Source organism: Neptunomonas antarctica, from assembly GCF_001305295.1.
GTDB classification, from domain to species: domain Bacteria; phylum Pseudomonadota; class Gammaproteobacteria; order Pseudomonadales; family Balneatricaceae; genus Neptunomonas; species Neptunomonas antarctica.
Genome location: NZ_LJSI01000053.1, coordinates 859,298 through 871,881, shown reverse-complemented (window position 1 = coordinate 871,881; position 12,584 = coordinate 859,298). Strand labels below are relative to the sequence as shown.

Sequence of the window (12,584 nt, the reverse complement as noted above, 5' to 3'; positions counted from 1 at the left end):
GACAATTAATTACTTTCTAAAACTCGTCAAAACTGTCCGTGATTCAGATTCATCAAGAAAAATCTCATCCATTCTCCCCCATCTGAAATCCTGTAAAACGTTTTCTAGTCGACCATGCATTTTATCTAGATTCAAATAATGTCTAAAACGTGTTTTGAATGAAATATCTGCAATTTTGGGCTGCTGCGGATCTATTTCCCAAGGGTGAAAATAAAAATTACAAGGCATGCCCTCATCATTATTCACCTGATTCAAAGCCCAGCGAGTAAAAGCGTATGGAAATAAACGAAACCAACCACCGCCGCCGCAATTAATATTGCGATTAAAGATAGGAATAGTCGTCACAGGAATTTCTAATAGTCGCCCATCGGCTGCCATAAAAGCAAAACGTGAAGCACCTGGCATACCATAGTGATCATGTTTAATGGGTACAATGCTCGAACTATATAAATGCCCTTCGTCAGCAAGAATGTCCAGTGCCCATAAATTTTCTTCACATATAGAATAACTGGGCGCTCGATACCCTTTAACTACTTGCCCAGACACATCTTCCAGCATTGCTTTTGCACGTACAATATCTTGCCTGAATTCATCTTTACTCTGACTGGTCGCACGCCGATGATCCCAACCATGGCTTGCTATTTCATGGCCTTGCTCTACGATACGCTGCACCATTTGAGGATAACGTTCCGCCAGCCAACCTAATGTGAAAAAAGTAGCTTTAACATTATAAATAGCAAATAAAGCTAAGATCCGATCCGTATTCTCTTCTACTCTACTGGAATGTGAAGCCCAATCATTTCTCGATATCTGTTTTTCAAATGCAGATACTTGAAAATAATCTTCGACATCTACGGTCATCGCATTAACGATGGATCCCGAAGTTTTCTGCATAGATTACACTCTTCATTACTGATTACTTGAGAAAATATTATAGGATTTTATTACTCACATGACTTTAGAGCCTTACCTTTACCCTACGTACCCTAGCTCTTTTCTTTCCTGCTTGCAGGACATCAATCTCGACCGAAGGTACTACCAAGCCATCATAAACTCATCGTATATGAAAATTGCAGTCGGTTTTCCTGGTAATCATTTGTTATATCGTCAGAACTACTATCAATTAGCCTGTAAGATAAATTGAACTTACCATCAACGCCCACCTTACGTGTCACACCTAAGTCATAGTTTATTGTTGTCGTATCTTCGCTACTTTCTCGGCTTTGTTGGCTCACTGTAACACCCAGATTAGCGTCTAAGGTACGAGAAAGTTGTCGGGTAAGGCCCACATTATATTCTTGAAGAATTTCATCACTACGCCCATCTTCAAAACGTTGTGTTGAATGACTTCCACCCACCCTGAACGTGCTACGTTTACCCGTTAATGTATAAGCCAAATCAAACCGCTCATCAACAAAAACGCCATCGGTAACATTGATCGTCGAATTTGAAACAGGCAATGGGTCACCTGTTATAGGATCTATAGGCTCACCAAACGCATCGGTAGTCGAAAATGCATCTTGCTGGCTCAGCAATGTTGCTGAGTCCGTTAACTCGCGGGAATAACTCGCAGTAAACACGCTTTTACGACTACGATGTGAAAAATCTAATGTTGGCGTACTACCGAAAAAACGATCACCATAACCAATACTTAATGATGTTCTAGTTGTCGGCGTCCATACAGCAGCAAGACTCCATTGGGTGCCATTACTACTATCACGTATGTTTGTATCGATTTCATTCCATTCATAACCAAGAGAACTTTGCAGCTGCCAGCTTCGATTAAGTTTATACCCGAAATTAGCACCGGCGGATAACAGCTCACTACCAGTCGTATCACTATTAGAGTCTTTGTAATTAACCGTACTACCCCAAGTAAATTGGGTGAAATCAGACCCACTATTAACCCCCAACATCACCGCCTGACTGCTACTATCGTCAACATCTGCACTGCTGTTCAATTGATAGTTATAGGTATAGCGACCGGTCACTTCAGCCGCGCCCTTAAAGCGCTGAGTGAAATATGGGCTGATATTATAATTATAAGTATTAGTTGTGTTCTCAGTACTGTTTAGACTATCTACTCCACTGGGACTAAAAGCATCAACAGTATTCTGAGTAATGTTCGCGGACGTATCAATAAAGACAAAATCTTCAATAACTTCTGCATCAGCACTCGCACCTAAGCGAGGGTTAATTGAGTTGGATCCACCGCCGCCGGTATTAGCCTCTAATGAACCGGTAAGACTAAGATTCGCCCTTGCACCATTCGCTTGCACCGAAATATTCGGAGTTACCGTTGTAATCCATTCACTGTTTTTATTGTCGTGTTCAAGATCAACATTGTCTGTAAAAACCTCTGCTAAGGTAATAGATTTAGATATCTGCCAATCCGCTGACAAGACATTTTCAGCACCAAAGAGGCCAAGAAAGAGACATGCCGTTACTGATTTACTCCTTGGATACATATAACTATTCCTTATTCAAGCGTGACGCTTTGTGATTCGCTTTGCCTTCCACCATAGCCATAGCCATAGCCATATTTCCCTACAGTCTGACGTTGTACTTTATTCAAGACCATCCCCACAATACTGTCACTATTCAAGTACTGTAAGGCCTCGACTACCGCTTCTTGCGAAGTCTGTTCTGCTGCAACTATAAAGACAATCTGCCCCATAAAATTGGACAGCACCCTTGACTCCGTTGTCAGCAATAGAGGTGGCGAATCAAAAATAATCACCCTGTCAGAATATCGTTGAGAAATTTCAATCATTAAGGCTCGCATATTATCGCTGGCCAGTAATTCGGTAGAGCGCTGATGTAAGTTCCCAGCAGGTAAAATCCTAAGGTTTGGAATATTACATTTTAAAACGACATCATGAAAAGCCAACCCTTTATTTTCAAGAAGATCGATTAAACCCGGCGCTTTATCGGGAACACCTAACAAAGAACCTGCAGCCGCTTTTGAGACATCCGCGTCCACAAAAAGAACTGATTTTCCCTGCTCCAGGGCAATACTCATAGCAAGGTTAATAGCAGAAAATGTCTTACCTTCACCTGACAACGCACTAGCCACCATAATGAGGTTAGCATGATCGACCTGCGCCGCGCCTTTCCCTTCAATATTAAGTAATAGTGGACGCTTTATGGAACGGAACTCTTCAGCGATAGGCGCACTTGGCGCATTAGGCGTTACCATCCCCAGCGAACTTAAACGCGCAAAAGGAATATGAACCATATTATCAATACTAGAATCATCTTCCTGAGATTTTAGTATTTTGTCTTTTACCTCAGATACTACAACCTCATCTGGTGTCACTTTTTCAGACGACTGAGTGCCTGAAAAAACAGTATCTTTTATTAAGCTTTGATTGTTTTTCTCTGAATCACTTTTCGTATCAAGTCTTTTTACGGCTCTTTCTATAATGCTCATACAAATACCGCCTTGAATACGTCTTCCACGCCTGTAATAAAGAACTCCAACCCATGGAATACAGACACGCCGACATAGGCCACAGCCAGGAAACCAAATAAGGAAAAGAACATAAGATTATTTATCAACGCCCGCTTTTTCTCAAAAGGAGAACTGATTAACATTACACTACCCAGAACAGGCAACCCTGTAATTTGAGCCAGAGTATCCCGAGTGGTTATCACAGGACGAAAAAGTGACAACAATAAAGCACTACCTAAACCAACACCAATAGCAAGTACAAACACCACTGCATTCATCAAGACTTTATTCGGTTCATTTGGCCTCTGAGGTACAAAAGGAGGATCTATTACACGAAATTTAACATCATTGGCCTGCAATCCAACGTTTTCAGATATTAAAGCTGACTCACGCCGACTTAACAAAGTTTTATGCTGCGCAGAAATAACGCCATAATCCCGATCAAGTTGCTGTAACTCACTCTCAATCAGAGGAATATTATCAACCTTCTCTTCAAGCTCATTTACACGTTTCTGATATTCTTCAACACGCGTGCGTAATTCTGCTTCTGTTGCTTCCGTTTCAGCCAGCATACTTCTCATCTGCTGATACACAGGACTATCACTCAAACCCGAAAACTGCTCCGGCATAGTCGCTTGCACACGGGCTTCTTCATCGCGTTTCTGCGCTCGCAGCACTTTAATCATGCCATTTGCCTGAACAACATCAGGGTGGCGATTAGTATACTTAAGAAGTAAACCATCCAGCGCGCCTTCCAGAGCGGCAATCCTACCCTCCAGCGCTCTTATTTCCGGAGAATTTTCTATCTGGCTCGATAAAAAAACAGGTTCCTCACCCTCTATTTGACGATTAAGTTCATCACGTCGAGTACCTAATTCCTTTAACTGTAACTGAGCTATAGCCAATTGGCTTTTTTCACTTTCCAGACGCGTATAATAACCGCCCGTTTCACCCGGCAAGACACCTACGTTACGCTGCTTGAAATCTGCTAAACGTCTTTCTGCATCAACAAGCCTTTGCTCATAGTCTGCTATTTGGCGATCCAGAAATTCCTGCGCACCAGAACTATCTTTTCGCTTATCTCCCAAAGCACTTTCAACAAAAATAGTAATGAGAGACTGTACGACTTTTTTTGCTATATCACGGTTTTCATGCTTAAAGGAGACTGAGTATAACGACGTATTTCTTCTATCGCCTGATAATGTAATGGAGCGGAGGATTTCATCAAGCATCTTGTCTTTGCCTGCCTCAGTCTTAATATAAAGATCCATATCTGCCATACGCATCAATTTTTCAAGATTAGGACGACTCAGTAATGTCCTGCTCATGAGGGCTATTCGCTGGTCCACATCAGGCTGAATAGCCAAGCCTCGTAGCAAAGGCCTTAATATGGTATTAGTATCGACATCTATACGAGCCGTCGCCAGATACTTTTCTGGCGTCAATGAAACAAAGGTCCAACCTCCCATTGCTACAAGCCAGATAATAACAAGACCGATCCAGCGAAAACGCCAGACCCCCCAAACATACTCAGAAAGTTGAGATAATATTTCACGCATAGGTCAAACACGCCAAGTTAATTAGAGACTAGAACCACGCTTCTGGGATAATTACGATATCCCCAGGTTTAAGCGCCAAATTGGCAGTTATATCACCGTCTTTTAATAGACTGTCGAGGCGCAGACCATAAGTACTCTGGTCACCATCAAAACGTCTAATAAGTACTGCTTTATTACCATCCGCAAACTCATTCAGACCTCCGATTGCGATCATCAAATCCAACAAAGTCATATGTTTACTATAAGGGAGCTTAAGAGGACTAGCCCCCGCACCTACAACCCTGATTTGATGATCAGGAATGGTAACAAAATTATTGACTATGACTGTTACAACTGGGTTTTTAATATATTCTGAGTATACAGATTCAATTTCTCTTGCCAATTCAGTTGAGGTTTTACTACTGGCTTCCAGATCCTCAACTAAATTTGTCGTTATTTTCCCATCCGGGCGAACCGTTACCGAAGTGGATAATTCAGCATTACCCCATACAAAAATCTGCACAGAATCACCCGCCCCAATCACATAATTGTAATCTGGCTGAACAAAACGTTCTTCCTCAGAGACCTGGGGGTAATTAGTACTCGAACATCCGGAGAGACCTAAAACTACTGATGCCAGACCCAGCACTAGAATTCTTTTTGTAACATTCCCTGAAAAGACAAGCATATTAAAGCTCTCCTTAAATTCTATAAAGTGCACGACCAATACCACACAGTATCGTATTCAGTGCATCAGACCGCCAAATTTTACACAAACTTTAACATAACGTATAGATTCCCATAGAAAATTAATCTTTTCTATCAAAGCCCCTTCTTCTTTAGATCAAAAAGGGACGTTAAGTTTAAAAGACATGTTTACTATAGGCGATTTTAGAAAATAAGTGCGATATTAATGATGGAACCACGAGAGGAGGTCTGTTAGTGATAGTGATGCTCTCCCGCTGACTAAATACAAGGGAGTATAGTCAGCAGTTATTATCCATTAATCTGAGGAGGCAATATATACGTCAAAAAACAAGGTGAGCTTATTTCTTGCTTACTAAAAAGGGCTTTTAGCCCTTTATAATGAGTCCATATAAAAAACTTGCCCATCAAGCTACACTTTTATCAAGGCGACCAGAGGAGAAAACCGGTTTTTTATCAAGACGAGCCACTCCCAACAAGTGGGGAAGATCTTCAAATCCATCTTCTGCATGGATATCCACATGACTAAGAGTATGGTAACTAAAGCCTAAGCTTCGATGAATTTTCTGGAAAAATCGTGTTCGAACAGAGCCTGTCACATTAAAAGAGTATAAATATCCGAGCTTTATAGCCTCTGCCAACATTTTTTCACATAATAGTGAAAAATTGACACGCTTTCTAAATTTTGGATCTATGGCAAGTCTCGACCACTGACAGTAGCTATTATTATCAAGTAAAATATCAGAACAGACATCTCTGAGTTCAAATGTTTCACTTTCCATCGGGAGTCTTACGGTATCCCCTTGCTTTCTTCCATTTAGCCTAGCTCCGCCAAGACATAAGTCGCCTTCACGTATAATCAAAATCTGCCCAAGCATGTCGTACTCGTCTTTTGATCCATTAAAGTCACTCAAACACAAATCAGACCTAAAACAATCTTCGCGAATTTTATAGTATTGAGACAAAAAAAATGGATTATTACTAATTTCATAACAAATACTCATGATCATACTATCTCTTAAAAATTATTATTAAACATCACTGTGATTACTACCTTGTTTCATCCTATGAAAAAAACATGCCAAATCGAAAAACCCAAACACAGTACGATACTTATCGCAAAAAAACACAATATCATTTTCCGCAATACGACCAAAGCGTCTCTTTTTTAAGACAAGGAATAGCCTAATTATAAAAACTGTTTTAATATCAAATAGATAAAAACTTACAAGAAGCGACACTAATAACATAATATTTTTTAATAGCCGTCATACGAATCGATCAAGCCTACAATCAACACCGAATTTATTGACAGATTATCAGTTTCACCCACCCCGCCTTTAAGAAGGACGGGGATATACTATATTTAAATAGCGTATCCATCTGATAATTAAAGAAAATATGATTATTTTTATCAATATTTTCTTTAATACTGATATCAGTTTTATATGTAAATCGAAGTAACTGAAATGAAACCCCCACGCGATCAATTTGTTAACGTCTCTATTGAGCGACGAGAACGAAGCAACCGTCTAAACTGCTCGTCAGATTGCTCTGAATTTCCTGAAGCGTGGCACTTCAGTAAGAGCGAGCATCAAAAACAAACTCACTCTAATAACTCGCCAAGATCACAGATCACCTTATCCGCACCCGCCTCATAAATACTTTGCCCATGGTTGTAACCATAAGGAACCGCAATAACCGGACAGCCAGCCGCTCTGGCCGCAAGAATATCATTAACAGAGTCGCCGACCATGAGCGCCTGATCCGGGCGTATACCATATTGCTCGATAAGCGTATTCAAAGGTAAAGGATCGGGTTTTTTAGCCGGTAACGAGTCACCACCAAGCACCGTAGGGAAAAAGTGCGCTATCTCCAGCCCCGTTAACAAAGGATGAGTAAAAGCGATGGGCTTATTGGTAACAATCGCCATGGGAATCTCCCGCGCGTAGAGCTTTTCAAGCGCGTCTAAAACGCCCCCATACAATTGGCTTTTATCTGCCAGACAGTCAGCATAATTATTCAAGAACCGGGCATAAGCACGGCCAGATAAAGAAGAGTCAATAACAGGTGAAACATGCTTCAAAGCACGCTCCACCAGCATTGACGCCCCATTACCTACCCACAAACGTACATTGGTTTCACCCACTACAGGCAAACCCAAACTCTGCAATGTTTTATCTATCGCCGATGCGAGGTCTGGGACGCTATCCACCAGCGTCCCGTCCAGATCAAACATAATTAGCTGTGGAAAACTTCCCTCAAAAAGGGATTTCATTAACAAACGAACCCCTTCGCTTTGGCAAGTTCAGCACGCATTTTCTCTATCGTGGCGGCATAATCATCGGTATTAAAAATAGCGGAGCCCGCCACAAACGTATCAGCACCCGCCGCCGCAATGGCGCCAATGTTTTGAACGGTGACGCCACCATCCACTTCAAGTCTTATATTCTGACCACTGGCATCAATCAGTTTGCGGACTTCTGCTAACTTAGCGAGAGTGCCCGGGATAAACGACTGCCCACCAAAGCCAGGATTAACCGACATCAGAAGAATCATATCTACTTTATCCATAACGTAATCCAGATAGTGCAACGGCGTCGCCGGATTAAAGACCAGCCCTGCCTGACAACCCGCGTCTCTGATCATCTGCAAAGAGCGATCAATATGTTCAGACGCTTCGGGGTGAAACGTGATGTAGGTCGCGCCTGCTTCAATAAAATCAGCAATCATGCGGTCAACCGGCTTCACCATCAGATGCACATCAATCGGCGCTGTAATGCCATGCTTGCGTAATGCTTTGCACACCATAGGCCCAATAGTCAGGTTAGGAACATAGTGATTATCCATTACATCAAAATGAACAATATCGGCACCAGCCTTCAGCACGTTTTCAACTTCTTCACCCAGACGAGCAAAATCTGCAGACAATATTGAAGGCGCAATTTTAAAATCAGACATAGCACGAAATTCCATAACAAATGAGATATCCGGCTATTGTACCCAAGCGCGTTTATATATGCAGCGTATAGCTTGCAGGTTACGTTTTTTTGCTGATAATCAACCTATGAATATGACAATATCAAAGCACCCCATTACCCTGATCAGCGTACTCTGGATTATGTCGAGCGTCAGCAGCTTCGTATCAGCTGAGGATCAGGCGGCCAATTCTGAAGCTACATCACAGGCAGCATCAACAGATCAGCCCGCTGAAGCGCCGCAACCATCTCCGGAACGCCCTCGCGTTGAGCCGCAACCCCGGACGTCTTTATTAGCGGATTTATCGAATGATTTACTGGATCCGGAAACACAGATTATGCCATTAAGCGCGGGGGAAGATAGCTTCGATGCGTTTTACCGTGACAGGAGCGGTGCTATTTTGCATGGCGGCATCATTTTTTTCCCTGATGATCGCACTCATCCCACATGGCCCATCATTTTAAATCCATTACGAATCGGTTTGACAGATTATGGATGGGCTACCCTGGCTATTCCTCTGCCTGCACCAGTTACAGCCGACAATCCGATCAGAACCCTACCGTCCCTCACCGCAATTAAGACAACACCAGCAGAAACAAGCGAAGAGAATATAAATGCAGATACGCCCGGTACAGCAGAACCTTCTACCCCTGCAGAGATAAAAACAGCGGAAGAACAAAAAATACCACAAAGTTCTGATCGATATAAACGCATTATGCAACGCGGAATAACTGCCGTTCAGGCATTACAACAGAAACAGATTGATCGCATAGTGCTTGTCGGAGCGGGAAGCGGTGCTACGTGGGCAACAGCCTTAGCAACTAATCTTCAGGGACAGACAAATATCAAACTATTGATGATTGATGCAGAGCAATCAAATGATATTAGTGCCCCGACATTATTAACGCTCATACCTGAGCTCACAATCACAACTCTGGATCTTTATAGCGCCGCCCCAAAGATCTTCAATAATTCATACGCACAACAACCCGAATTACGCGTGAAAGAAGCACGCCGGCACTCTATGAACAACTATCATCAAAGCCGTTTACCCAAAATCGCCACCACGCTTTCAGGACAACCATGGCTGGTGCGGTATACACGCGGACTGCTGGAAACCTATATCATTAAAGCTGAAGAAGAGAACCCTGTGCCCTCCTCTACGCCAGCACCACAGATCAACCAACAACCGGGATCACCACAACCTCAACCCGCAGGCAATAAAAACCAAACACCGATATAAATACCCCTTTAGGCCCGTCCTCCCTATAAGAAGAGAACAGAAGATCAGTTCTTGCGGGAGGTTTTTACACGATCGTAAGCTGCCTGAATCTCTTGAGTTTTTTCCTTAGCCAGCTGCATCATTTCAGGCGGCAAACCTTTTGCCACCAGCTTGTCTGGATGATGCTGACTCATCAATCTACGATAGGCCTTTTTGACAACCGCCTCTGTATCACTGTCTTTAACTCCTAGCACACCATAGGCTTCTTTCAATAACCCCAGCTCTGAGGCTGGCTGAAAATGCTGATGCTGCCGATAGCTTTGCTCCTGAAAAGCTTGCTGTGCCTGCATTCTTGACATAAGTGCTGCCATCTCTATCCCGGACATTCTCAACAATGTGCAGGCTTCCTGCACCACGGCTAATTCTTCCGGTGATAGCTGCCCATCAGCCATCGCAATCTGCAGCTGAATCTCAATAAACATGATCTTAACTGAAGCCTGAGACTGAATAACACGAGACAAAGGCATTAATACGTCTGCAATATTGAAATCTGCTTCCTTGCCCTGAGAGAAATACCCCATGGCTTCGCGTTTTCGCTCATCAGACAAATTCATACGCGCCATCACATCACGTGCGAACTGTATCTCGTCTTCGGTCACCCGCCCATCAGCTTTGGCGACTTTACCCATCACGGCAAAAGTAGCACGGAAGAATGCCGCTTGCGGAGAGTGCTTTCCTGTCAAAAGATTAGAAAGGGTTTTGCTAATAAAGCCACCCACCGCCCCACCAAAAATCAAGCCCCATAAACCGCCGCTCATTAGCCCGACCAGCGCGCCAATAATAATGCCATTACGGTACTTTCGCAGTGATGCACCTATGCTTTGTCCTGCCGCTTGTGCGTCAAATGCCATATCATTTATTCTCTTGTAAGCTTATGTAAGCTCTTATAAAAAGTTTCAGCCTGCTGCAGCCGCTCATAAGTACCGACATCGATCCAGAACCCGGGATAAACCGACCCGCTTACCTGCCCTTCGTCTATCGCACGTTTTAACAATGGTCCTAATGCAAACGCAGCAGCGTCACATCCGGCAAAAAGTCGGGGGGTCAGAACACTGACTCCGGAAAAAGTCTGCTTATTGCCTTGCATAGAAAGCCTGCCATCCGGCAAACAAGCAAAATCACCCTCTGGATGATGTTCAGGGTTAGGTACTAATACCAAATGAGCTATATCATCTGTAGCACCTTCTAACAGCGTATTATCCATTAACAACGAGTAGTCGAAATTTATCATGATATCGCCATTAATCACGATAAATGGCTCGTCATTTTCAGAGAGCCTATCCAGCACCCGAAAAATCCCTCCGCCGGTTTCCAACGGCTCTCCTTCAGGCGAATAGGTAATATTCACGCCCCACTGCGAGCCATCACCCAGTGCTGTTTCAATCTGCTCACCCAGCCACGCGTGATTGATAATAATATCGTTAACACCCGCTTTAGCCAGCTTTTCAATATGATACACAATTAATGCTTTTCCATTAACCGGCACGAGCGGCTTCGGTGTACTCAAGGTTAACGGTCGCAACCGCGTTCCGAGCCCTGCCGCTAAGATCATCGCCTTCATATCATCCTCATAGTGTCTCATCTGGAAAATAATGGCTCTCTGACATCGCAGGCACAATCCGCTCTTCCAGCAATTGTCTAAAGTGACTTAACTCCGGGTACTTTGCCGCAACATTTTGCACATAAGTTAGCGTCCGTGGAATATCCTGTAAGTACGCATGCTTATCATCACGAATACTTAATCGGGCAAAAATACCTATCGCCTTAAGGTGCCGCTGCATACCCATCAAATCAAACCAACGTTTAAAGCAATCGGACGTCACCTCTAACGAAATAACACCTTGCTCGATCAGAGCTATCCGGAAAGACTCAACCCATGCGTAAACATCCGCATCGGGCCAACTGATATAACAATCCCTGAGCAAGGAAGCCAGATCATAAGTGACTGGACCTTTAACAGCATCCTGAAAATCAATAACACCAGGCGTCTTTTCAGAGGTAATCATTAAATTACGTGAGTGATAATCACGATGCACACACACTACGGGCTGCGCTAATGCACTTTGCTCCAATAATGAAAAAGCGGCATTGATACATTCTAATTCCTGTGGATTAAAATCAATTTTTAGTAAAGACCCCAAAAACCATTCAGAAAACAAGGACATTTCACGCTGCAATAAAGCGCTATCGTAGACAGGCAAAGCGTCAGCATTACATTTTTGAATGAGAAATAACTCAGTCAACGCAAGCCGGTAAAGATTATCAGCACTATCTTCTGTCAATTCAGGCAGATATAAACGGTCACCGAAGTCACTCAGCAACATAAAGCCCTGCACCAGATCAGCACTGATAACACTCGGAACATTGACCTTTTGCGCTTTCCAGTCCTTGGCTATTTGCACAAAAACGTCACTATTTTCTTTTTCAGGGGGTGCATCCACAGCAATCCATGAACGATTGCCTGATTTCACACGAAAGTATCGTCTGAAACTCGCATCACCGGAAACAGGCAATAAATCCCACCCTTCTTCAATATCCAGTGCTCCCGAAGCCGCCAATGCTTCAATCCACCCTAATAAAGTAGATAACCGTTGCCCCATCTGCTGTTTCCTCTAGCGTATCATCG

General features: G+C 43.2%; 12 protein-coding genes. 1 reads left to right on the top strand and 11 read right to left on the bottom strand.

The window, feature by feature from the left end; all coding sequences use genetic code 11:
* Nucleotides 1-9: 9 nt before the first annotated feature.
* From Nant_RS18760 to rpe, 8 genes are all read right to left on the bottom strand, one after another.
* On the bottom strand, nucleotides 10-894 hold the full coding sequence (locus Nant_RS18760; protein WP_054343141.1) for an XrtA system polysaccharide deacetylase: 885 nt from the start codon (nucleotides 892-894) through the stop codon (nucleotides 10-12).
* A gap of 152 nt (nucleotides 895-1,046) precedes the next feature.
* Entirely contained in the window at nucleotides 1,047-2,468 is a 1,422-nt protein-coding gene (locus Nant_RS18755; RefSeq protein ID WP_054343140.1) for a TIGR03016 family PEP-CTERM system-associated outer membrane protein, read from the bottom strand.
* Between the two features lie 11 nt (nucleotides 2,469-2,479).
* Complete coding sequence (locus tag Nant_RS18750) at nucleotides 2,480-3,433, bottom strand: XrtA-associated tyrosine autokinase (RefSeq protein WP_054343139.1); 954 nt, start codon at nucleotides 3,431-3,433, stop codon at nucleotides 2,480-2,482.
* Nucleotides 3,430-5,013 (bottom strand): XrtA system polysaccharide chain length determinant, encoded by a 1,584-nt coding sequence (locus tag Nant_RS18745; protein WP_054343138.1) that lies wholly within the window; start codon nucleotides 5,011-5,013, stop codon nucleotides 3,430-3,432. Before Nant_RS18745 ends, Nant_RS18750 begins: the two co-directional genes overlap by 4 nt.
* Before the next feature lie 28 nt (nucleotides 5,014-5,041).
* Complete coding sequence (locus tag Nant_RS18740) at nucleotides 5,042-5,680, bottom strand: XrtA/PEP-CTERM system exopolysaccharide export protein (protein WP_054343137.1); 639 nt, start codon at nucleotides 5,678-5,680, stop codon at nucleotides 5,042-5,044.
* A gap of 424 nt (nucleotides 5,681-6,104) precedes the next feature.
* The gene (locus Nant_RS18735) at nucleotides 6,105-6,707 is read right to left on the bottom strand and encodes a hypothetical protein (RefSeq protein ID WP_054343136.1); all 603 of its coding nucleotides are present in this window, start codon (nucleotides 6,705-6,707) and stop codon (nucleotides 6,105-6,107) included.
* Between the two features lie 596 nt (nucleotides 6,708-7,303).
* Entirely contained in the window at nucleotides 7,304-7,975 is a 672-nt protein-coding gene (locus Nant_RS18730; protein ID WP_054343135.1) for a phosphoglycolate phosphatase, read from the bottom strand.
* Complete coding sequence (gene rpe / locus Nant_RS18725; RefSeq protein WP_054343305.1) at nucleotides 7,975-8,658, bottom strand: ribulose-phosphate 3-epimerase; 684 nt, start codon at nucleotides 8,656-8,658, stop codon at nucleotides 7,975-7,977. Before rpe ends, Nant_RS18730 begins: the two co-directional genes overlap by 1 nt.
* Nucleotides 8,659-8,764: 106 nt before the next feature.
* On the opposite strand from rpe, the gene Nant_RS18720 reads away from it, so the two are divergent.
* Entirely contained in the window at nucleotides 8,765-9,919 is a 1,155-nt protein-coding gene (locus tag Nant_RS18720) for a DUF3530 family protein (RefSeq protein WP_162224958.1), read from the top strand.
* Between the two features lie 44 nt (nucleotides 9,920-9,963).
* Here Nant_RS18720 and djlA read toward each other — a convergent pair whose 3' ends face one another.
* The 3 genes from djlA to Nant_RS18705 are packed head-to-tail and all read right to left on the bottom strand — an operon-like array spanning nucleotide 9,964 to nucleotide 12,558.
* Nucleotides 9,964-10,809, bottom strand: a complete 846-nt coding sequence (djlA, locus tag Nant_RS18715) for a co-chaperone DjlA (RefSeq protein WP_054343133.1) — start codon at nucleotides 10,807-10,809, stop codon at nucleotides 9,964-9,966.
* A 5-nt stretch (nucleotides 10,810-10,814) separates the two neighbouring features.
* A complete protein-coding gene (gene murU, locus Nant_RS18710; RefSeq protein ID WP_054343132.1) occupies nucleotides 10,815-11,519 on the bottom strand; it encodes an N-acetylmuramate alpha-1-phosphate uridylyltransferase MurU in 705 nt (234 codons plus the stop codon).
* Between the two features lie 7 nt (nucleotides 11,520-11,526).
* Nucleotides 11,527-12,558 (bottom strand): aminoglycoside phosphotransferase family protein, encoded by a 1,032-nt coding sequence (locus Nant_RS18705; protein ID WP_054343131.1) that lies wholly within the window; start codon nucleotides 12,556-12,558, stop codon nucleotides 11,527-11,529.
* Between the last annotated feature and the right edge of the window lie 26 nt (nucleotides 12,559-12,584).

Coding starts and splice junctions, on each gene's coding strand:
- Nant_RS18760 (WP_054343141.1), bottom strand. CDS start 894: ATGCAGAAAACTTCGGGATCCATCGTTAATGCGATGACCGTAGATGTC.
- Nant_RS18755 (WP_054343140.1), bottom strand. CDS start 2,468: ATGTATCCAAGGAGTAAATCAGTAACGGCATGTCTCTTTCTTGGCCTC.
- Nant_RS18750 (WP_054343139.1), bottom strand. CDS start 3,433: ATGAGCATTATAGAAAGAGCCGTAAAAAGACTTGATACGAAAAGTGAT.
- Nant_RS18745 (WP_054343138.1), bottom strand. CDS start 5,013: ATGCGTGAAATATTATCTCAACTTTCTGAGTATGTTTGGGGGGTCTGG.
- Nant_RS18740 (WP_054343137.1), bottom strand. CDS start 5,680: ATGCTTGTCTTTTCAGGGAATGTTACAAAAAGAATTCTAGTGCTGGGT.
- Nant_RS18735 (WP_054343136.1), bottom strand. CDS start 6,707: ATGATCATGAGTATTTGTTATGAAATTAGTAATAATCCATTTTTTTTG.
- Nant_RS18730 (WP_054343135.1), bottom strand. CDS start 7,975: ATGAAATCCCTTTTTGAGGGAAGTTTTCCACAGCTAATTATGTTTGAT.
- rpe (WP_054343305.1), bottom strand. CDS start 8,658: ATGTCTGATTTTAAAATTGCGCCTTCAATATTGTCTGCAGATTTTGCT.
- Nant_RS18720 (WP_162224958.1), top strand. CDS start 8,765: ATGAATATGACAATATCAAAGCACCCCATTACCCTGATCAGCGTACTC.
- djlA (WP_054343133.1), bottom strand. CDS start 10,809: ATGGCATTTGACGCACAAGCGGCAGGACAAAGCATAGGTGCATCACTG.
- murU (WP_054343132.1), bottom strand. CDS start 11,519: ATGAAGGCGATGATCTTAGCGGCAGGGCTCGGAACGCGGTTGCGACCG.
- Nant_RS18705 (WP_054343131.1), bottom strand. CDS start 12,558: ATGGGGCAACGGTTATCTACTTTATTAGGGTGGATTGAAGCATTGGCG.